This is a genomic window from Streptomyces rubiginosohelvolus, assembly GCF_014649875.1.
Taxonomy (GTDB): Bacteria; Actinomycetota; Actinomycetes; order Streptomycetales; family Streptomycetaceae; genus Streptomyces; species Streptomyces rubiginosohelvolus.
Map to the genome: position 1 here is coordinate 77,663 of NZ_BMTW01000010.1, position 21,152 is coordinate 98,814.

Sequence of the window (21,152 nt, forward strand, 5' to 3'; positions counted from 1 at the left end):
ACATCATGACTGACCCGGACCCTTAAACGTGCCGGCGTGCCAGATGGGTGGCATTCACAGGGCCCGGAGGCCGGCTACGCCTCCGGGCCCGCTCCCGTTTCCGATGCCTCCGCCGCTCCCAGCGACACGCCCCGGCCCGCGAAGAACCGCCCGAACTCCGTCAGCGGCAGCACGGCCGCCCGTGTCCCGGCATCCGTTCCCGACGGATTGTGGAAGTGGACGCCGGACCCGTCGGCCGTGCGCGCGGTCACCAGCACCAGATGCCCGCCCCGCCCCGGAGCCGGCCGCTCCGGATGCCGGATCCCGTAGTGGACGGAGGCCAGCACGGTCCGGCCCGCGTCCAGCAGACCGGGGATCTCCGCCACGTCCAGGTGCCGGTGGACCGTGGCCTCGCGCCCGTACACCTCGCTGACGTACTCCGCGAACGGCGCGTAGACCAGGCCCCGGATCGTGCCGTCCACGTCCTCCGTGTACGCCCCGTACTTCAGCGCCCCGTCCCGCAGCGCGAACAGCGAGGGGGCGTCGGCGCCGAGCGCCATGCGCAGACAGGTCATACCGCACAGATGACCGGCCCAGCGCCCGTACTCGGCGGGCGAACCGGCCCCCGAATCGGCCCAGCCGGGGTCCTCGGCCGGATCGAGCCCGCCCTCCACGATCGCCCCCACCAGCTCCGGAGTGGCGAACTGGGTGTGCACGGGGACGGAGCAGAGGACGCAGGTCACTGGCGATATCCGTTCAGGAAGCGGCCGATGCGGCTGATCGCCGCGTCGAGATCATCAGCGTACGGAAGGGTCAGGATGCGGAAGTGGTCCGGACGCGGCCAGCTGAAACCGGTGCCCTGCACCACCTGGATCTTCTCCCGCAGCAGCAGGTCCAGCACGAACTTCTCGTCGTCCACGATCGGATGGACCTTCGGATCGATGCGCGGGAAGGCGTACAGCGCGCCCTTCGGCTTCACGCACGAGACTCCGGGGATCTCGTTCAGCCGCTCCCAGGCCCGGTCGCGCTGCTCGTGCAGCCTGCCGCCCGGGGCGACCAGCTCCTTGATGGACTGCCGGCCTCCGAGCGCGGCCTGAATGGCGTACTGCGCGGGCGCGTTGGGGCACAGCCGCATGGAGGCCAGCATCGTCAGGCCCTCCAGGTAGTTGCGGGCGTGCTGGTGCGGGCCGGACACCACCATCCAGCCGGAGCGGAACCCGGCCACCCGGTACGTCTTCGACAGGCCGCTGAAGGTCAGGCAGACCAGGTCCGGGGCGAGGACGGCAGCACTGTGGTGCTCGGCCCCGTCGTACAGGATCTGGTCGTAGATCTCGTCGGCGAACACCATCAGCCCGTGCCGCCGGGCCAGATCGAGGATGCCTTCCAGGATCTCGCGCGGATAGACCGCGCCGGTGGGATTGTTCGGGTTGATGATCACGACGGCCTTGGTCCGGTCGGTGATCTTCGACGCCATGTCGGCGAGATCCGGGTTCCAGTCGGACTCCTCGTCGCAGACGTAGTGCACGGCCTTGCCGCCCGCGAGCGTGGTCACCGCCGTCCAGAGCGGGAAGTCCGGGGCCGGGATCAGAACCTCGTCGCCGTCCTCCAGCAGCGCCTGCACGGCCATCGAGATCAGCTCGGAGACCCCGTTGCCGAGGAACACGTCGTCCACGCCGACCTCGGTCAGCCCCATCGACTGGTAGCGCTGGGCCACCGCCCGCCGGGCCGAGAGGATGCCGCGCGAATCGGTGTAGCCATGGGCCTGCGGCAGCATCCGGATCATGTCCTGGACGATCTCCTCGGGCGCCTCGAAGCCGAAGAGCGCGGGGTTGCCCGTGTTGAGCCGGAGCACGCTGTGGCCCGCCTCCTCCAGGGCGTTGGCGTGCTCGATGACCGGGCCCCGGATCTCATAGCAGACCTCGTTGAGCTTGCTGGACTGCCGGAACTCCATGCGCTGCCTCCCGAGCCGAATTGCGATACTTGGTTTTACCAAGCTTGAGCTTGGAAAGTCCAACAACATGTCTAGACTGCGTCGCATGCCACGTCAGCAGCAGCCAGCAGCACGTCCAGCAGCACGCCCCGTCCGTCGCCGGAGCTACGACCAGTTCGACGCCACCGCCCGCGCCCTCGACTCCGTCGGCGACCGGTGGACCCTGCTGATCGTCCGTGAACTGCTGGGCGGGCCGCGCCGGTACACGGACCTGCACGCCGACCTGCCGGGTGTCAGCACGGACGTGCTGGCCTCCCGCCTGAAGGACATGGAGCAGTCCGGACTGGCCCTGCGCCGCAAGCTGCCGCCCCCGTCGGCCGCGTCGGTCTACGAGCTCACTGAGCGTGGCCACGGCCTTCTGCCGGTTCTTGCCGCCCTCGCCGAGTGGGGCGCACCCGCCCTCGCCGAACGCCGCCCGACCGACGCGGTGCGGGCCCACTGGTTCGCTCTGCCGCTGCTCGGCGCCCTCACCGGGCTCACCCGGGAGGGCGTCCTCGAAGTCCGCCTCGACGAGGGCGAGTTCCACCTCCATGTCGGTCTCCATGTCGGTCTCCGTGCCGGCGGGGGAGCGGGGTTCGTGCTGCCGGGCGCCGAGGCGTACGGGGCGGTGTACGGGTACGGTCCCGCCGACCGCCCCGACGCCCGGATCGTCCTCGGCGCGGAGGTCTGCCTGGATCTGGCGCAGGGCGGGGCGACCCTCACGGAGGCGGTGAAGGACGGCCGCGTCGAGGTGCTGGGTGACGGCCCGCTGGCGGCGGAGCTGCGCGGGGAGTGAGCATCCGCACGGAGAAACCCCTCACCCCTCGGCCATGATGGAGCCGTGCGACTCGAAGCGATCACCTGGGAACGGCTGGCCGGCGAACTGGCCCGGTACGGCGACGGGCTGTCCGTCGCCGACGGCGGTCCCTGGCTCGCCCTCGGGATCGACGGCGCGCCCGCCGCCCGCACCGGCGAGAGGGCCGAACGCCTCGCCGAGGAGCTGCGGCTGCGCGGCCGCTCGGTCCTGGTGGTCCCCACCGAGGGGTTCCTGCGTCCGGCGAGTCTGCGCTTCGAGTACGGGAAGCAGGACGCGGACGCGTATCTCGACGGCTGGTTCGACACCGGGGCGCTGTGGCGCGAGGTGTTCGGGCCGCTGGAGGCGGGCGGCTCCGGCCGGGTTCTGCCCGACCTCTGGGACCCCGTCACGGACCGGGCCACCCGCACCCCGTACCACCCGCTGCCCGAGGGCGGGGTGGTCGTCGTGCACGGCCCGTTCCTGCTGGGGCACTGGTTCCCGTTCGCGCTCACCGTCCATCTGCGGCTGTCCCCGGGCGCGTTGCGGCGGCGCACGCCGGAGCCGGAACGCTGGACCCTGCCCGCCTTCGCCCGGTACGAGGACGAGGTCGCGCCCATGGAGCGGGCGGACGTGGTGGTCCGGGCGGACGATCCCGCGCACCCGGCGTGGTCGGGGCTCCCCGGGAGCGGATGAGCCGCCGCGCCCCGCTGGTCGGAACCGACCGCGGGCGGACGGGCCGAACGGGGTGCGGCTCACCGCAGGCGCGGGCGGCCGCCTGTTCTCAGCGCACCGGCGGCCGACCGCCCACCGTCGCCACGGCCGCCGCTCCCGCCCGGCAGCCCTCGGCCGCCGCGCCCCTCTCGTCCGCCCCGGCCAGCAGGGCCGCCAGGAACCCGCCGGTGAACGCGTCGCCCGCCCCCGTCGAGTCGACCGGCTCGCGCACCGCCGCACCGGGGACGCGGCCGATGACCTCGCCCCCGGCGGCCACCACGGCCCCCCGCGCGCCCAGGGTGACGGCGACGCGCGGAAACCACCGGCTCAACGCGGCTGCCGCGGCATCGGGTTCGGGCAGTCCGGTGAGCAGCCGGGCCTCGTCCGCGTTCGGCAACAGCAGCTCCGCGCCCTCCGCGAGCTCCAGGAACCGCTTCGGCCCCAGCTCGCCGAGGAACCCGGCCGACGCCGGATCGACGCTCACCGGAACGCCCCGCTCCACGGCGGTCCGCAGGGCGAGCAGCGCCGCCGCCCGGCTCGACGGCGCGAAGAGGAGGTAGCCGGAGAGATGCAGCCGCCCGGCCCCCTCCAGCATCGACGGCGCGAAGTCGTCGGAGGCGAGCCGCAGCACCGCACCGGCGTCGGTCAGGAACGTCCGCTCGGCCGCCGCGTCGACCAGGGCGATGACCGTCGCCGTCGGAACCTCCTCGTCCACCGCGAGGAACGCCCGCACCCCCGCCCGCTCCAACGCCTCCCGGTGCCAGACGGCGGACCCCGCCCCGGCCCTGGCGAGCAGCCGCACGTCGGCACACCCCGAACGCACCGCCCAACAGGCGACGTTGGCCCCCGCGCCGCCCGGCAGGGTCCGGATCCGGGCTGACGTGTCCGTACCGTGCGCGAGCGCCGACCCGTACCGCGCCACCACGTCCGTGACCACTTCCCCCACCACCAGGAGTCCGCCGCCCGCCGCCGGACGGTTCACCGGGCGGCCGCCGTGACGGCGATCCGCGCCGCGAGCGTCACGTTCCCGCGTACGGCCGCGAGGTTCGCCTCCAGCGACGCGCCCCCGGTCCGCCGCATCAGCTGGTCCAGCAGGAACGGCGTGACGCCCTGCCCCGAGATGCCCCGCTCCCGGCACGCGTCCAGCGCCTCCGCCAGCACCCGGTCGTGCAGGGCCGGATCCAACTGATCCGCTTCCGCCACGGGGTTGGCGACGATCAGCGCGGACGCCGGCTCGCCCAGCGCCTCCCTCGCCCGGATCACCTCCACCACCTCCTCGGGGCTGTGCACCGTCCAGTCGACGGGTTCGCCCGAACTGCTCAGATAGAAGCCGGGAAAGTGCCCGGTGCCGTAGCCGACGACACAGACGCCGAGGGTCTCCAGCCGCTGGAGGGTCGCCGGGACGTCGAGGATCGACTTCACCCCCGCGCAGACCACGGTGATCCCAGTGCCGGCGAGCAGCCGCAGATCGGCCGACTCGTCCTGGTCGGCGGCCCACTCCCGGTGTACGCCGCCGAGCCCGCCCGTCGCGAAGACGCCGACGCCCGCCCGTGCCGCCAGGAACGCCGTCGCGGACACCGTCGTCGCCCCGCTCGCCCCGGCCGCGAGCGCGGGGGCGAGATCGCGGTGCCCCAGCTTGCGTACCGCCGGGTCCCCGGCGACCCGCTCCAACTGGTCATCTCCCAGGCCCACATGGGCCCGGCCGTCCAGAACGGCGACGGTGGCCGGGACGGCGCCCGCGGACCGGACTAGCCCCTCCAACTCCCGCGCCACGGAGAGGTTGCGAGGGCGCGGCAGACCGTGCGCGATGATCGTCGACTCCAGCGCCACGACGGGCAGACCGGTGCTCAGAGCCGCGTGCACCTCTGCCGAGAGCACCGGCTCGTAGGGTTCTGGTGAGTTCTGAGGCATGCCCCATCCCTGTCGCGGCCGGGAGGGGCGCAAACCACGGCCGGACGTTCTCCGGCGGGTCCTGGTCACCCGGTGGCTCGAAGCGGTCGCTAAGGTGACCGGCCATGACGACAAACGACCAGGTCCCCGCCTCCTTCGCCGTGCACATCCCGGATGCCGAGCTCGTACCGGAACCCCTCGATCCGGCGCAGATCGTCTCGGGCGACCCCGTGGTGACGGGCAAGGTGCTGTGGGAGTCGCCCGACGGCAAGCAGATCCGGGGCATCTGGCAGATCACGCCCGGCGTGGTCACCGACACCGAGGCGAACGAGCTGTTCGTGGTCGTCAGCGGCCGGGCGACGGTCGCGGTCGAGGGCGGGGCGACGCTGGAGATCGGCCCGGGGGACGCCTGCGTGTTGCGCGAGGGCGACCGGACGACCTGGACCGTTCACGAGACGCTCCGCAAGGCGTACCACATCAGCCTCTGAGGGCCTGCGGGGCCATCGGGGCCTGCTGGGCCTTTGCCGCCGCGTTGTTCGGCCGGTCCGGCGGTGCGGGTCAGCCGCCGACCGCCCCCGGCCGCCGCAGGCTCCGGCGCAGGGCGAGCGCGGCGACCGGCAGCAGCAGCGCGGCGCCGATCGCGTTGAGGGGCCCGTACCCCCACTGGGCGACGATCACCCCGGCCGTCGCCCCGCCGACGCCCGCCGCCGCGCTCATGGTCAGGTCCGAAAGACCCTGCACCGCCGCCTGGGCGGGCCGGGGCACCGCGTCGGTGAGCAGCGCAGAACCGGCGATCATCCCCGCCGACCAGCCGAGACCCAGCACGAAGAGGCCCGCCGCGGTCTGCCCGTGCCGGGGCCCGGCCGTGCCCGCTAGCAGCGCGGCGCAGCTCAGCAGTCCGACGGCCAGCCCGATCACGGTCAGCCGGCCGAACCGGTCGGCCAGCCACCCCATCACCGGCGAGAACGCGTACATGCCCGCGATGTGCCCGCTGATGACGAGCCCGATCAACTGGAGGTCGGCGCCGTGCCGGCTCAGATCGACCGGGGTCATGACCATGATCGACACCATGGCGGTGTGCGACACGGTGACCGTCACCAGGGCGAGCCGCGCCATCGGCGACGCGCGTACGGCCTCGATCCCGGCGCGCAGGGAGCGCTTCGGCGGCCCCGACGGGCCCTCCGGGGCCAAGGCGCGGGCGGTGAGGAGCGGGTCCGGGCGCAGTGCGAGCGCCACGACGAGCCCGGCGAGCAGGAAGACGACGGCCGAGCAGAGGAACGGCCCGGCCGCCTCGGGCACCGGCGTACCGCGGAACAGCCGGCTCGCCGGGGCCGAGATGTTGGGGCCCAGGACCGAGCCGATCGTGGTCGCCCAGACGACGGTGGAGATGGCCCGCCCCCGGCGTTCCGGCCCCACCAGGTCGGCCGCGGCGAACCGTGCCTGGAGACCGGCCAGCGACCCCGCGCCGAACCCGGCCATGCCGAGCAGCAGCAGGGGGAAGCTCGGCAGCATCGTGGCCAGGACCACCAGGCCGCCGCCCAGCGCACCGATCAGATACGCGACCATCAGCCCGGACCGGCGGCCCCGGGAGGCCATCAGGGCGGCCAGCGGCAGTGACAGCAGCGCCGTGCCGAGGACGGACGCGGTCGGCGCGAGTCCGGACAGCGCCTCCGATCCGCTCACCTCGGCGGCGAGCATCGGGGCCAGGGCGATGCCGATGGCCACGCCGAGGCCGCCGAGTATCTGGCTGACGACGAGCACGGCCGACGTCCGCCGCTGCAGAGCGGGCAGACCGACGGCCGGGACCGGGGGAAGGGAGAGGGGTCGGGTCACCGGCGCAGTGTGCCACCGCTCGGCCGTCGCCGTGCACCCGAGCGGGTGAAACCGGCCCTCGCGAGGACCGCGCCCGGGCGCTGTCGGATCCCTAGAACAGCGGCTGCGGCAGCACCCCCTCCAGCGCCAGCAGCTGCCGCTTGGTCTCCAGACCGCCGCCGAACCCGCCCAGGCCCCCGTCGCTCTCCACCACCCGGTGGCACGGCACCACCACCGGCAGCGGGTTGGCCCCCATGGCCGCGCCGACCGCCTGCGCCCCCTCCGGCCGGCCCACCCGCGCGGCCAGCTCGCCGTACCCGACGACCGTCCCGTAGGGCACGCCGGACGCCAGCTCGCGGAGCACCTCACGGTGGAAGCAGGAGGTCAGCGACCAGTCCAGAGCGAGATCGAAGTCCCGCGGCTCGCCCGCGAAGTACGCCGCGAGCTCGCGTATCGGCTCGGCGAGCCGGGCCGATCCGGGCGCCGCCACCGGCTCCGTGCCGAACCGGGTCCGCAGCCGGTCGAGGGCCGCGTCCCGGACGGCGGGGCGGGCGTGGAAGGCCACGTTCACCAGGCCGGTCGCGGTCGCGGCGAGCAGCAGCGGGCCGATGCCGCTGTCCACGACGTCCCACTCGACGGCCGGCTCTCCACCGACCCCGTAGCTGTCCATGCCGACCACCGTACGACCCGCCACTGACAGCGACGGGCCCATCGGTGAGAAGCCGGGAAGGCCCCCGCCTCAGCTCGTCGCGTCGCGCACCACGTCGGGGAAGTTGGTGATGATGCCGTCGACCCCGTAGTCACGGGCCTTCACCGCGTCCGCCGCCTTGTTGACCGTCCACGTGTTCACCCGCAGACGCTTGCCGTGCGGGCCCTTGAGCCGCTGGACGGCCGCCACGTAGTCGGCGCCGATCGTCGCGTACGACGGATTGATCTGATCGGTGAACGCCGCGTACGAGGGCAGGTCCGCCACCGCCGGGGTGCCCAGGAAGCCGGTCGTGATGTCGGGGCGCAGGGCGTGCACCGTCTTCACGCTGTCGGCGCCGAAGCTCTGGATGACCAGCCGGTCCCGTACGTGGGAACGGTCCAGCCACCCCGACCGGCCCAGCGTCCGGATGATGTCCCGCTCGATGCCCGGGTAGGTCGCCGGGCTCTTGATCTCCAGGAGCAGCTTCTGCCGGTTGCGCTCCAGGCGGTTCAGGAACTGGGTCAGCGTCGGGATCCGGGCCCCGGTGAACTGCTCCCCGAACCAGCTGCCCGCGTCGAGTTTCGCCAGCTCCGCGGCGGTGAAGTCCTTGACCGCCCACGGCGCCCGGTCGGGGAAGACCTCCTCGACGTCCGTCGTGCGCTTCAGGTCGGTGTCGTGCAGCACGACGAGCACGCCGTCACGGCTGCGGTGGACGTCGTTCTCGACCCAGTCGATGCCGAGCGCGTCCGCGGCGTCGACGGCGGCGAGGGTGTTCTCCGGCGCATAGCCCGACGCCCCCCGGTGGGCCACGACGACCGGGTTCGCCCGCTGCGCGGAGACCTGGTCCGGGGCATCGGGCCGGTCGGCGGGCAGCAGCAGGGCGCCGGCGCCGAGCAGGGCGGCGGCCGTGGTGGAGGCGGTTGCGGTACGGACGAACACGGGGACTCCTCACGTCGGGAGTGTGCGGACACGCAGAGAGTGACAGCGGCCCGCCAACGCCCGGCGGGGTGGCGATGGCCGCGAAATGAACGGAACCTTCGGTCCCGGGGACCACCGCCGGAGCACGGCGTGCGGCCGTGCCGATAAAATGCGCCTTCTTTTGTCTGTCTGCCGGGACTCGCCCCTTGGGGACCCTCCTCGACCCCGGGCATTCTCGAAGGGCGTACGCGCATGCAAGGAACAGTCGACGGATTCACCTACGGCCTGGTGACTCCGGTCGCGGCGTTCCTCATGGCCGCCCTGGGAGCCGCCCTCGGGCTCCGCTGCACCACCCGGTCGCTTCACGCCACACGCTCCTGTCGGGTCGGCTGGCTGGCGCTGGGCTCGCTGTCCATCGGCTCCGGGGTGTGGACCATGCACTTCGTCGCGATGACGGGCTTCACCGTCCAGGAGACGCCGATCTCCTACGACAAGCCCCTCACCTTCGCCGGCCTGGCCGTGGCCGTGGTGATGATCGGCATCGGCATCTTCATTGTCGGGTACCGGGGCGCGACCCGCATGGCGTTGATCACGGGCGGCACCATCACCGGTCTCGGCATCGCCTCGATGCACTATCTCGGCATGGCGGGCATGCGCATGGCCGCGCGGTTCGCGTACGACACCCCCCTCGTCGTCCTCTCGGTGCTGATCGCCGGGTGCGCCGCCACGGGCGCGCTGTGGGCGGCCGTCACCCTGCGGGGCGCCCTCTCCGGCCTCGGCGCGAGTGTCCTGATGGCCGTCGCGGTGACCGGGATGCACTACACCGGCATGGCGGCGCTCGACGTGCACCTGCACCTGCCGCCCACCCTGCCGTCCGACCTGTCCGCCGTCCTGCCCGGTGACCGGCCCGCCGAGATGATCGGCCCGATGCTGGTGGGCCCCGGCTGCTTCCTGCTCCTCGCCGCCGTGGTGCTCCTGTTCGACCCCGGGGCCGTGACGGGCGAGCCCGGCAAGGCCCCCCGCCCTCGGGACCACCGGGACCACCCGGTCCCACAGGCGCGACGGCGCCCGCGGAACGATCCCCACGCGCGCGACCGGCGCCCGCGGAGCACCGCCCGGGAGGGCGCGAGAAGGGCCCGGTACCGCTGATCCGAGGCCGTTGTCAGTGGTGGGTCGTACGGTGGTTGCATGCGGCCCGTTTCCCAGATCGAACGTTCCACGCGGCCTTTCGAGGTCGTCAGTCCCTACCAGCCCAGCGGTGACCAGCCGACGGCCATCGCCGAGCTGGAGCGGCGTATCCGCGCCGACGAGAAGGACGTCGTCCTGCTCGGCGCGACCGGCACCGGCAAGTCGGCGACCACCGCCTGGATGATCGAGAAGCTGCAGCGCCCCACCCTGGTGATGGCGCCGAACAAGACGCTCGCCGCCCAGCTGGCCAACGAGTTCCGCGAGCTCCTCCCGAACAACGCGGTGGAGTATTTCGTCTCGTACTACGACTACTACCAGCCCGAGGCGTACGTCCCGCAGTCGGACACCTACATCGAGAAGGACTCCTCCATCAACGAGGAGGTCGAGCGGCTGCGCCACTCCGCGACGAATTCGCTGCTCACCCGGCGCGACGTCGTCGTGGTCGCCTCCGTCTCCTGCATCTACGGCCTCGGTACGCCCCAGGAGTACGTGGACCGCATGGTCCAGCTCAAGGTGGGCGAGGAGATCGACCGCGACCAGCTGCTGCGCCGCTTCGTCGAGATGCAGTACACCCGCAACGACCTGGCGTTCACCCGCGGCACCTTCCGGGTCCGGGGCGACACCATCGAGATCTTCCCGGTCTACGAGGAGCTCGCCGTCCGCATCGAGATGTTCGGTGACGAGATCGAGAACCTGTCCACGCTCCACCCGCTCACCGGCGAGATCATCAGCGAGGACCCCACGGTCCACGTCTTCCCCGCCAGCCACTACGTCGCCGGGCCCGAGCGCATGGAGCGGGCCGTCAGCGGCATCGAGCAGGAGCTGGAGCAGCGCCTGGCCGAGCTGGAGAAGCAGGGCAAGATGCTGGAGGCCCAGCGCCTGCGCATGCGCACCACGTACGACATCGAGATGCTCCGCCAGATCGGCACCTGCTCCGGCGTCGAGAACTACTCGATGCACTTCGACGACCGCGCGCCCGGCACCGCCCCCAACACCCTCCTCGACTACTTCCCGGACGACTTCCTGCTCGTCCTCGACGAGTCCCACGTCACCGTCCCGCAGATCGGCGCGATGTACGAGGGGGACGCCTCCCGCAAGCGGACCCTCGTCGACCACGGCTTCCGGCTGCCCTCGGCCATGGACAACCGGCCGCTGAAGTGGGAGGAGTTCCTGAAGCGGATCGACCAGACGGTGTACCTCTCCGCCACCCCGGGGAAGTACGAGCTCTCGCGCGGCGACGGGTTCGTCGAGCAGATCATCCGCCCCACCGGTCTCGTCGACCCCCAGGTCGTGGTCAAGCCCACCGAAGGCCAGATCGACGACCTGGTCCACGAGATCCGCGAGCGCACCGAGCGCGACGAGCGGGTCCTGGTCACCACGCTCACCAAGAAGATGGCCGAGGACCTCACCGACTACTTCCTGGAGCTCGGCATCCAGGTCCGCTATCTGCACAGCGACGTCGACACCCTGCGCCGTATCGAGCTGCTGCGCGAGCTGCGCTCCGGTGAGTACGACGTGCTCGTCGGCATCAACCTCCTGCGCGAGGGCCTCGACCTTCCCGAGGTGTCCCTCGTGGCCATTCTCGACGCCGACAAGCAGGGCTTCCTGCGCTCGGGCACCTCGCTCATCCAGACCATCGGCCGCGCCGCCCGTAACGTCTCCGGCCAGGTCCACATGTACGCCGACAAGGTCACCCCGGCCATGGAACAGGCGATCGACGAGACGAACCGGCGCCGCGAGAAGCAGATCGCCTACAACACCGAGCGGGGCATCGACCCGCAGCCGCTGCGCAAGAAGATCAACGACATCGTCGCGACCATCGCCCGCGAGGAGATCGACACCGAGCAGCTCCTCGGCACCGGCTACCGGCAGGGCAAGGAGACCAAGGCCCCGGTCCCCGCGCTCGGCGGCAAGGCGGCCAAGGGCGGGGCGAAGGGCAAGGCCGCCAAGTCCGGCGCGGTGGTCAGCGACCGGCCCGCGACCGAACTGGCCGGGATCATCGAGGAGATGACCGACCGGATGCGGGCCGCCGCCGCGGATCTGCAGTTCGAGGTGGCCGCCCGGCTGCGCGACGAGGTCGGCGAACTGAAGAAGGAACTGCGGCAGATGAAGGAAGCGGGCATGGCCTGATTCCGCCGTCGATCATCGGTGCCGGTCGCCTGTGCCGGACCGCTTCCGGCACCGGCGACCGACACCGTTTCCACCGCACCGGGCGGGCCGCGCCGGGTGTGTTGCAAGACCGACACAAAAACGGACCGAACCTGCTGCCACCCGGGGTGGAATGCGTAGGGTGCGGGGAAACCGCACACGGATGGCTGCGGGGCAATGCCGAGAGGGGACAGCGCGTGACGGTCAATATGACCAAGGGTCAGGCCATCAACCTGCAGAAGAGCGACGGGGGGACCCTGACCGCGGTACGGATGGGGCTCGGCTGGCAGGCGGCTCCGCGCCGTGGCCTGTTCGGTTCGCGCACCCGCGAGGTGGACCTGGACGCCTCGGCGGTGCTCTTCGCGGACAAGCAGCCCGTCGACGTCGTGTTCTTCCGCCACCTCGTCAGCGACGACGGCTCGGTCAAGCACACCGGTGACAACCTGGTCGGCGGCGCCGGCTCCGGCGGCGACGACGAGGCGATCCTCGTCGACCTCCAGCGCGTCCCGGTCCACATCGACCAGATCGTCTTCACGGTGAACTCCTTCACCGGGCAGACGTTCCAGGAGGTCCAGAACGCCTTCTGCCGCATCGTCGACGAGACCAACGGCCAGGAGCTCGCGCGGTACACGCTCGACGGCGGCGGCCAGTACACCGCCCAGATCATGGCGAAGGTGCACCGCGCGGGCACCGGCTGGAAGATGACGGCCCTCGGCAACCCGGCCAACGGCCGCACCTTCCAGGACCTGATGCCGTCGATCCTCCCGCACCTGTAGGACCCGGACAGGCCCGGGTCCCGACCCGGCGTCGAAACGGGCGGGGGCGGCTCCCGGCGGCACAGGCCGCCGGGAGCCGCCCCACGCACAGCACGGCAGTACGCAGCAGGAACACGGCATCGCACGGCCCGGCGCCCACAGCGGGCCGCGGGCCATCGTCGAGGGGGACAGGGCAATGACGGCCGAACTGGTCCGGGGGCAGAACCACACCTTGCCCCAGACCCGTCTGGAGATCCGGGTGTCGGCGGGCACGCCCGTCGTGGCCGGCGCCACCCTCGGCGACGAGCGGGGCACGGTGCGCGGCGTCGAGTGGATCGCCCACCCCGGCTCGCCCCAGCTCCCCGGGCTCGAAGTCTCCCAGCAGGCGGCGGCCGACCACCGGCTCGCCGTCGACCTGGAGGCCCTGCCCGCCGGCGCCCACCGGGTCACCGTGCTGCTCGCGCTGCCCGTCGGAGCCGGCGGCCCGGTGCGGTTCGGCGCAGTCCCCGCCCCCTTCGTCGCCGTCACCGGACTCGACGGCACCGAGATCGCCACCTTCACGCTCACCGACCTGGACGCCGAGTCCGCGGTCAGCGCCCTGGAGCTCTACCGCCGCCAGGACGCCTGGAAGGTCCGGGCCGTCGGACAGGGGTATGCGGGCGGGCTCGCCGAGATGCTCGCCGACCAAGGCGTGACCGACCCCGCCGCACTGGCCGGATCGATCCAGGAAGCCGTCACCCGGGGCCTGGCCCGCTCGGTGGCCCCGCCGCCCCGCACCCCGGAAGCCGACCGCGTACGGCACGCGACGGGCTCCGCCGACCACCGCCCGGCCGCGCCGCCCCCGGCCCCGGAGCCCCCCGAGCCGCTGGCCGACCCGGCCACCACCGGCCCGGCGCACACCACCCAGCCGCACACAGCCCAGCCGCACACCGCCCCAGGACCGGCCGCCGCGGGAGCTTCGGCCGCGGGACCCTCCACCGGTGGGCCCATCAACTACGCGCACCCGCGGCGGCAGCATGCCGCGCCCCCCTCGCCGCCGCCCGCCGCGCCCCCAGCCCAGCCCGGACAGCCCGCGCAGCCGGTCGCGGGCGACGCCACCGGCTGGTCGATGGACGAGCGCCTCTACAACCAGATCTGGGGCATGTTCGAGGACCTGGCCCGCGCCGTCGCCGCCTACCGCAGCGCCGTCGACTTCGCCGAGTCCCGGATGGACCAGGAGCTCGACCGGGCCCTGTCCGACCCGCGCAACCGGATCGGCGGTGCGGGCGACCGCTCCCGTGAGGCGGCCCGCGCCAAGCGCGACGAGCTGGCCTCCCGGGCCCGGGAGGCCCTCGACCGCGATCTGGCCCAGCTGGCCGCCGAGGCGGCCGTCGTCGAGCCCGCGCTCCCGGCGGCGTACGCGGGCTGGGGCAACCCCGTCTGGCACGCCCACCGGATCCCCATGGAGATACCGATGGCCCTGCGCATCGGCGATCTCCATCTGCCCGAACGCACCGACCTGCGCATCCCGCTGCTCGTCCGGCTGCCGCTGGAGCGCGGGATGTGGGTGGACAGCGGACGGGCGGCGTCCGAGGCGGCCGCCCTGATGGACACGGACCGGCTGCGACGGCTGGCCATGGAGACCGCGGTCGCGCACGCGGCGCGGCTGCTCGCGGTGTATCCGCCCGGGGAGTTCGCGGTGCACGTCATCGACCCGGCGGGCTCGGCGGCCGGCCCGCTCGCGCCGCTGGTCGAGGCGGGTGTCCTCGCCGGACCGCCCGCCGCCGGACCCGGGGGAGTGGCCTCGGTCCTCGCTCACCTCACCCGGCGGGTGGACCTGGTGCAGATGGCGGTGCGGGCCCGGGCGGCCGACTCGCTCCCGCCCGACCTGGACACCGGCGAACAGCTCCTGGTGGTCAACGACTTCCCGCACGGCTTCGACGACCGGGCCGTCACTCAGCTCCGCTACCTCGCCGACGAGGGCCCCGCGGTCGGGGTGCACCTCCTGATGGTCGCGGACCGGGAGGAGGCCAGCGCGTACGGGCCGGTCCTCGATCCGCTGTGGCGTTCGCTGCTGCGGATCACCCCGGTCGCCGACAGCCACCTCGCCGACCCCTGGGTCGGGCACGCCTGGACGTACGAGCCGTTGACGATCCCGCCGGGCAGCCGTGTCCTGGAGCAGGTGCTCGCGGCGGTGGCAGCGGCCCGCAGAGCCGCCGGCCGCTGACGGAGCAGGCGGCTCCGACCTGCGGTTTTGACGACTTCTTTACCCTTTTCTTTACCTACCCTTGGTGATGCCTGTACTGTTCGGGGAACGGAGGGGAGTACTCCTTACGCGACGTGCCCGTCAATACGGACCGCAATCGGTCCCGGGGCGTCGGTCCAGGCGCGCACCACGTGCAGGGATGGAAGAGACCTCCGGCAGCGACGACGCTGATTCAGTAGCCGTAGCGAACTGCCGGAGGCGCAGTGGACGTTTCATGGACCGTATGGGCCCTGACCATCTTTGGTCTGTCGGCCCTCATCGCCGTCGACTTCTTCATCGGGCGCAAGCCCCATGACGTGTCGACCAAGGAAGCCGGGATCTGGACGATCGTCTGGATCGCGCTGGCCATCCTCTTCGGACTCGGCCTCATGGTCGCCGGCGAGAACCAGGCCTCCGGCGAGTTCTTCGCCGGATTCATCACCGAGAAGTCGCTGAGCGTCGACAACCTCTTCGTCTTCGTCCTGATCATGGCGAAGTTCTCGGTGCCCTCGCACCTCCAGCAGCGCGTGCTGCTCATCGGTGTACTCATCGCCCTGGTGCTCCGCGCGATCTTCATCGCCGCCGGCGCAGCCGTGATCGCGAACTTCTCGTGGGTGTTCTACATCTTCGGCGCGTTCCTGATCTACACCGCCTGGAAGCTCATCCAGGAGGCCCGGGCCGGCGAGGAGGAAGAGGAGTTCGAGGAGAACCGCCTCCTCAAGAAGATCGAGCAGCGCTTCGGCGTCGACGACAAGTACCACGGCACGAAGCTCTTCATCCAGAAGAACGGCAAGCGCATCATGACCCCGCTGATGGTGGTCATGCTCGCCATCGGTATGACCGACGTGCTGTTCGCGCTGGACTCGATCCCGGCGATCTTCGGCCTGACCCAGGACCCGTACATCGTCTTCACGGCCAACGCGTTCGCGCTGATGGGTCTGCGGCAGCTGTACTTCCTCATCGGCGGTCTGCTGAAGAAGCTGGTCCACCTCAGCTACGGCCTGTCGGTGATCCTCGGCTTCATCGGCGTCAAGCTGGTGCTGCACGCCCTGCACGAGAACGGTGTGCACACGCCCGAGATCACCATCCCGTTCTCGCTCTCCGTCATCTGCGGAGTCCTGGTGATCACCACGATCACCAGCCTCATCGCCAGCAAGAAGCAGGCGGCGGCCGAGGCGGAGGAGGCTGCGAAGGCGGAGGTGGCCGAGAAGGCCGAGACCGCCGGCCCGGCCGACGAGGAGAGCAAGACCCTCAGCTGACCCGGGGCCGCCCCGAGCGGCACAGGGACACACCGGCAGCGGCCGGGGTGGACACGGCGAAAGCCGTCCACCCCGGCCGCTTTCGCGTGCGCGCCCGGAAGGCGCTCACGCGGAGGGTACGGGTGCGCCGCAGGTGCGGGTCGGCGCGTGCGGGCTACCAGCCGCGGGCGCGCCACTCGGGCAGCTGGGGGCGCTCGGCGCCCAGCGTCGTGTCGTGACCGTGGCCCGGGTAGACCCACGTCTCGTCGGGCAGCCGGTCGAACAGCTTCGTCTCGACGTCGTTCAGCAGGCTCGCGAACGCCTCGGGGTCCTGGTGCGTGTTCCCGACCCCGCCGGGGAAGAGGCAGTCCCCGGTGAACAGGTGCGGGGCGCCGTGCGGGTCGTCGTAGACCAGGGCGATGGAGCCCGGGGTGTGGCCGACCAGATGGCGGGCGGTCAGCTCGACCCGGCCGACGGTGATCGTGTCGCCGTCCTCGACCAGGACGTCGGTCGGCACGGGGATGCCCTCGGCGTCGTAGCGGCCCGCGAACGTCCGGGCGCCCGTCGCCCCGGTCACCTGGGCCAGTGCCTGCCAATGATCCCCGTGCTGGTGGGTGGTGACGACGGAGGCGATCCCGTCGTCACCGATCAGCGCGAGCAGGGTCTCCGGCTCGGCGGCCGCGTCGATCAGCAACTGCTCGCCGGTGGCCCGGCAGCGCAGCAGGTACGCGTTGTTGTTCATCGCGCCGACGGCGACCTTGGAGATCATCAGATCCGTCAGTTCGTGCACGCTCGCCGGTCCGCCGACCTTCACCGCTCCGCTGTACGTCATGCGGCTCAGCCTATAGCGGGGGCAGCGTGGGCAACGGGCCTCCGGCCACCGTCAGGGCGGAGCCGTCACGGCGTCCGCAGAGCCAGCCCAGCAGCTCCGCGGCGGGCCCCTGCACCGTCACCAGGGCGCTCGGCGGGCCGCCGCCCGTGCTCCAGGTGCGGCCGTCGAGGTCGGTCAGCCCGGTGGCGGGCACGCTCTCGTTGCCCAGGAAGCGATCGGCGAGGAAGGCGATCTCCCGCTCCACGAACTCGGCGGGCAGGTCCTCCAGCTCGTAGCCGATGTCGAGGTCGACGTGGTGCAGCTCCACCTCGACCCAGCGCCGGAAGGGAACCCGGGCCGCCGAGTCCGTCACACCGTTGCGCAGGGTGACCGTACGCGACCAGTCGGCCGGTTCGGCGCTGACCGCCCGGAGGGCGTCCGCGGTCTCCCGCAGGTCGGCCAGTTGCTCGGCCACCGGGCGGGGGGCGCCGTCGGCGATGTCGGCGTCGCGGGTTTCGCTGCTCGCGTACATCGGGAGTCCCCGGAGAACATTTCCGATCGCGTCGGCGTTACGTGACAGGTGGGTCAGGACATGGCCCCGACTCCAGCCGGGCAACCGTGACGGCTCGGCGACAGCGGCGTTGTCCAGTTTGCCGACTGCGTCGAGCAGCCGTTCGGTCGCTTCGCGTACAGCTCCCAGGTCGTGCGCATGATCAATCATGCGGCTGAGCCTAGCCCCGCCACTCATTCGGGTGAAGGAGGGGAAGGGCGGCCGTAAATCGAATGTGCGTGCTATACGCTCGGAGTCGAAAGCCTCTGACACCGCTGTGGCGCCCCCCATACCCTGGGAGAGGGGCTCAGTTCCCCCGCTTCTCTCTAGAAAGGTGCGGACCGGCGTGGCCGACCGTCTCATCGTCCGTGGCGCGCGCGAGCACAACCTGAAGAACGTCTCGCTCGACCTGCCCCGCGACTCCCTCATCGTCTTCACCGGGCTCTCCGGGTCGGGCAAGTCGTCCCTCGCGTTCGACACGATCTTCGCCGAGGGGCAGCGCCGTTACGTGGAGTCCCTCTCCTCGTACGCCCGGCAGTTCCTCGGCCAGATGGACAAGCCGGACGTCGACTTCATCGAAGGTCTGTCCCCGGCCGTCTCCATCGACCAGAAGTCGACCTCGCGCAACCCGCGCTCGACGGTCGGCACCATCACGGAGGTCTACGACTACCTCCGGCTGCTCTTCGCCAGGATCGGCAAGCCGCACTGCCCCGAGTGCCACCGGCCCATCTCCCGCCAGTCGCCGCAGGCCATCGTCGACAAGGTCCTCGGTCTGCCCGAGGGCAGCCGCTTCCAGGTCCTCTCGCCGCTGGTGCGCGAGCGCAAGGGCGAGTTCGTCGACCTCTTCGCCGACCTCCAGACCAAGGGCTACAGCCGCGCCCGGGTCGACGGCGAGACCATCCAGCTCGCCGAGCCGCCCACGCTCAAGAAGCAGGAGAAGCACACCATCGAGGTGGTCGTCGACCGCCTCACCGTCAAGGACAGCGCCAAGCGCCGGCTGACCGACTCGGTCGAGACCGCGCTCGGCCTCTCCGGCGGCATGGTCGTGCTCGACTTCGTCGACCTCCCCGAGGACGACCCCGAGCGCGAGCGGATGTATTCCGAGCACCTCTACTGCCCGTACGACGACCTCTCCTTCGAGGAGCTGGAGCCGCGCTCCTTCTCCTTCAACTCGCCCTTCGGCGCCTGCCCGGACTGCACCGGCATCGGAACGCGCATGGAGGTCGACCCGGAGCTGATCGTCCCGGACGAGGAGAAGTCCCTCGACGAGGGAGCCATCCACCCCTGGTCCCACGGGCACACCAAGGAGTACTTCGGCCGTCTGATCGGCGCGCTCTCCGAAGCCCTCGGCTTCCGTACGGACATCCCCTGGGCCGGGCTGCCGCAGCGGGCCAAGAAGGCCCTGCTCTTCGGCCACAAGATCCAGACCGAGGTCCGCTACCGCAACCGTTACGGGCGCGAGCGCGCCTACACCACCCCCGCCTTCGAGGGCGCGGTGCAGTTCGTCAAGCGGCGGCACACCGAGGCCGAGAGCGACTCCAGCCGGGAGCGCTTCGAGGGCTACATGCGCGAGGTGCCCTGCCCGACCTGTGAGGGCACCCGGCTCAAGCCGATCGTCCTCGCGGTGACGGTGATGGAGAAGTCCATCGCCGAGGTCGCCGCGATGTCGATCAGCGAGTGCGCCGAGTTCCTCGGCCGCCTCAAGCTGAACGCCCGCGACAAGAAGATCGCCGAGCGGGTGCTCAAGGAGGTCAACGAGCGGCTGAAGTTCCTCGTCGACGTAGGCCTCGACTATCTGTCGCTGAACCGCGCGGCCGGCACCCTGTCCGGCGGCGAGGCCCAGCGCATCCGGCTGGCCACCCAGATCGGCTCCGGCCTGGTCGGCGTGCTGTACGTCCTCGACGAGCCGTCCATCGGCTTGCACCAGCGCGACAACCACCGGCTCATCGAGACCCTGGTCCGGCTGCGCGACATGGGCAACACGCTCATCGTCGTCGAGCACGACGAGGACACCATCAAGGTCGCCGACTGGGTCGTGGACATCGGTCCCGGCGCCGGTGAGCACGGCGGCAAGGTCGTCCACTCCGGCTCGCTGAAGGAGCTGCTGGGGAACAAGGCCTCGATCACCGGCCAGTATCTGTCCGGCAAGCGGTCCATCCCGACCCCGGACATCCGCCGCCCGGTCGACCCTGCCCGCAGCCTCACCGTGCACGGCGCCCGGGAGAACAACCTCCAGGACATCGACGTCTCCTTCCCGCTCGGCGTCCTCACCGCCGTCACCGGCGTCTCCGGGTCCGGGAAGTCGACCCTGGTCAACGACATCCTCTACACCCACCTGGCCCGCGAGCTGAACGGCGCCAAGTCGGTGCCCGGCCGCCACACCCGGGTCGACGGCGACGACCTCGTCGACAAGGTGGTGCACGTCGACCAGTCGCCGATCGGCCGGACCCCCCGGTCCAACCCGGCGACGTACACCGGAGTCTTCGACCACGTCCGCAAGCTGTTCGCCGAGACGATGGAGGCGAAGGTGCGCGGCTATCTGCCGGGCCGCTTCTCCTTCAACGTCAAGGGCGGCCGCTGCGAGAACTGCTCCGGCGACGGCACGATCAAGATCGAGATGAACTTCCTGCCCGACGTGTACGTCCCGTGCGAGGTCTGCCACGGTGCGCGCTACAACCGGGAGACCCTGGAGGTCCACTACAAGGGCAAGTCCATCGCCGAGGTGCTGGACATGCCGATCGAGGAGGGCCTGGAGTTCTTCGAAGCCGTCCCGGCGATCGCCCGCCATCTGCGCACCCTCAACGACGTGGGCCTCGGCTATGTCCGGCTCGGCCAGTCCGCGCCGACCCTCTCCGGCGGTGAGGCGCAGCGCGTCAAGCTGGCGAGCGAGCTCCAGAAGCGCTCGACCGGCCGCACGGTCTACGTCCTGGACGAGCCGACCACCGGTCTGCACTTCGAGGACATCAGCAAGCTGATCACGGTGCTCTCGGGCCTGGTGGACAAGGGCAACTCGGTGATCGTCATCGAGCACAACCTCGATGTCATCAAGACCGCCGACTGGGTGGTCGACATGGGCCCCGAGGGCGGCAACGGCGGCGGACTGGTCGTCGCCGAGGGAACACCGGAGCAGGTCGCCTCGGTGCCCGCCAGCCACACCGGGAAGTTCCTCCAGGGCATCCTGGACGCGGACCGGATCGCCGAGGCCGCGGTGCCCTCGGGCAGGGCACCCCGCAAGACGGCCGCCCGCAAGACCGCCCCGGCGAAGAAGACGGCAGCCGCCAAGAAGGCCACGGCCACCACGGCGAAGGCCAAGGTCACGGCGACCAAGGCGAAGGCCACGGCCACCGGCACGAAGGCCGCTGCCGCCAAGAAGACGACCCGGGCCCGCAAGGCCTGAACGCCGGGCTCACCGATGGCGGCGGCCCCCGCAGGACGAGGGGGCCGCCGCCATCGGCGTAGGCGGCCGTCCTCGGCG

At 71.6% G+C, this 21,152-nt stretch carries 18 protein-coding genes; 9 read left to right on the plus strand and 9 right to left on the minus strand.

The features are described from left to right. Window positions 1-74 precede the first annotated feature (74 nt). Window positions 75-722, minus strand: a complete 648-nt coding sequence (locus tag IE134_RS22140; protein WP_189431495.1) for a cysteine peptidase family C39 domain-containing protein — start codon at window positions 720-722, stop codon at window positions 75-77. Beyond that, the gene (locus IE134_RS22145; protein ID WP_030814032.1) at window positions 719-1,930 is read right to left on the minus strand and encodes a pyridoxal phosphate-dependent aminotransferase; all 1,212 of its coding nucleotides are present in this window, start codon (window positions 1,928-1,930) and stop codon (window positions 719-721) included. Before IE134_RS22145 ends, IE134_RS22140 begins: the two co-directional genes overlap by 4 nt. Before the next feature lie 85 nt (window positions 1,931-2,015). Between IE134_RS22145 and IE134_RS22150 the strand changes: the two genes are divergently transcribed. Both IE134_RS22150 and IE134_RS22155 read left to right on the plus strand, forming a co-directional pair. Beyond that, complete coding sequence (locus tag IE134_RS22150; RefSeq protein WP_229823689.1) at window positions 2,016-2,744, plus strand: winged helix-turn-helix transcriptional regulator; 729 nt, start codon at window positions 2,016-2,018, stop codon at window positions 2,742-2,744. Window positions 2,745-2,789: 45 nt separating this feature from the next. Further along, the gene (locus tag IE134_RS22155; protein ID WP_030713234.1) at window positions 2,790-3,437 is read left to right on the plus strand and encodes a nucleoside/nucleotide kinase family protein; all 648 of its coding nucleotides are present in this window, start codon (window positions 2,790-2,792) and stop codon (window positions 3,435-3,437) included. Window positions 3,438-3,525: 88 nt separating this feature from the next. Here IE134_RS22155 and IE134_RS22160 read toward each other — a convergent pair whose 3' ends face one another. Beyond that, a complete protein-coding gene (locus IE134_RS22160; protein ID WP_030713237.1) occupies window positions 3,526-4,437 on the minus strand; it encodes a carbohydrate kinase family protein in 912 nt (303 codons plus the stop codon). Next, window positions 4,434-5,366 carry a pseudouridine-5'-phosphate glycosidase gene (locus IE134_RS22165; RefSeq protein WP_030713246.1) on the minus strand — a complete coding sequence of 311 codons (933 nt, stop codon included), beginning with the start codon at window positions 5,364-5,366 and terminating at the stop codon, window positions 4,434-4,436. Before IE134_RS22165 ends, IE134_RS22160 begins: the two co-directional genes overlap by 4 nt. Before the next feature lie 104 nt (window positions 5,367-5,470). Between IE134_RS22165 and IE134_RS22170 the strand changes: the two genes are divergently transcribed. Then, a complete protein-coding gene (locus tag IE134_RS22170) occupies window positions 5,471-5,833 on the plus strand; it encodes a cupin domain-containing protein (protein ID WP_030713249.1) in 363 nt (120 codons plus the stop codon). Window positions 5,834-5,903: 70 nt separating this feature from the next. Here the strand turns inward: IE134_RS22170 and IE134_RS22175 are convergent, their stop codons facing one another. The 3 genes from IE134_RS22175 to IE134_RS22185 all read right to left on the minus strand — a co-directional run bounded on the left by IE134_RS22175 (window position 5,904) and on the right by IE134_RS22185 (window position 8,784). Further along, window positions 5,904-7,106: an MFS transporter gene (locus IE134_RS22175; RefSeq protein ID WP_126931415.1), complete on the minus strand. Its 1,203-nt coding sequence runs from the start codon at window positions 7,104-7,106 to the stop codon at window positions 5,904-5,906. Window positions 7,107-7,269: 163 nt separating this feature from the next. After that, window positions 7,270-7,827 (minus strand): methylated-DNA--[protein]-cysteine S-methyltransferase, encoded by a 558-nt coding sequence (locus IE134_RS22180; RefSeq protein WP_189431499.1) that lies wholly within the window; start codon window positions 7,825-7,827, stop codon window positions 7,270-7,272. Between the two features lie 69 nt (window positions 7,828-7,896). Further along, window positions 7,897-8,784, minus strand: a complete 888-nt coding sequence (locus IE134_RS22185; protein WP_030713258.1) for a glycerophosphodiester phosphodiesterase family protein — start codon at window positions 8,782-8,784, stop codon at window positions 7,897-7,899. 231 nt (window positions 8,785-9,015) lie between these two features. Here IE134_RS22185 and IE134_RS22190 point away from each other — a divergent pair, with 231 nt between their 5' ends. From IE134_RS22190 to IE134_RS22210, 5 genes are all read left to right on the plus strand, one after another. Next, window positions 9,016-9,912 (plus strand): MHYT domain-containing protein, encoded by an 897-nt coding sequence (locus IE134_RS22190; RefSeq protein ID WP_098895737.1) that lies wholly within the window; start codon window positions 9,016-9,018, stop codon window positions 9,910-9,912. 39 nt (window positions 9,913-9,951) lie between these two features. Then, window positions 9,952-12,081 (plus strand): excinuclease ABC subunit UvrB, encoded by a 2,130-nt coding sequence (gene uvrB, locus IE134_RS22195; protein ID WP_030713264.1) that lies wholly within the window; start codon window positions 9,952-9,954, stop codon window positions 12,079-12,081. A gap of 215 nt (window positions 12,082-12,296) precedes the next feature. Then, complete coding sequence (locus tag IE134_RS22200; RefSeq protein WP_010061252.1) at window positions 12,297-12,875, plus strand: TerD family protein; 579 nt, start codon at window positions 12,297-12,299, stop codon at window positions 12,873-12,875. 175 nt (window positions 12,876-13,050) lie between these two features. Next, a complete protein-coding gene (locus IE134_RS22205; RefSeq protein WP_189431501.1) occupies window positions 13,051-15,060 on the plus strand; it encodes a TerD family protein in 2,010 nt (669 codons plus the stop codon). 242 nt (window positions 15,061-15,302) lie between these two features. Next, window positions 15,303-16,337: a TerC family protein gene (locus IE134_RS22210; RefSeq protein WP_030713270.1), complete on the plus strand. Its 1,035-nt coding sequence runs from the start codon at window positions 15,303-15,305 to the stop codon at window positions 16,335-16,337. A 154-nt stretch (window positions 16,338-16,491) separates the two neighbouring features. On the opposite strand, the gene IE134_RS22215 is transcribed toward IE134_RS22210, so the two are convergent. Together IE134_RS22215 and IE134_RS22220 are read right to left on the minus strand one after the other, a co-directional pair. Continuing rightward, on the minus strand, window positions 16,492-17,148 hold the full coding sequence (locus tag IE134_RS22215) for an MBL fold metallo-hydrolase (protein WP_030713273.1): 657 nt from the start codon (window positions 17,146-17,148) through the stop codon (window positions 16,492-16,494). A gap of 10 nt (window positions 17,149-17,158) precedes the next feature. Then, a complete protein-coding gene (locus tag IE134_RS22220) occupies window positions 17,159-17,848 on the minus strand; it encodes a maleylpyruvate isomerase family mycothiol-dependent enzyme (RefSeq protein WP_030713276.1) in 690 nt (229 codons plus the stop codon). 175 nt (window positions 17,849-18,023) lie between these two features. On the opposite strand from IE134_RS22220, the gene uvrA reads away from it, so the two are divergent. Then, window positions 18,024-21,074, plus strand: coding sequence for an excinuclease ABC subunit UvrA (gene uvrA / locus IE134_RS22225; protein ID WP_030713279.1), 3,051 nt, complete (start codon window positions 18,024-18,026; stop codon window positions 21,072-21,074). Window positions 21,075-21,152: the final 78 nt, after the last annotated feature.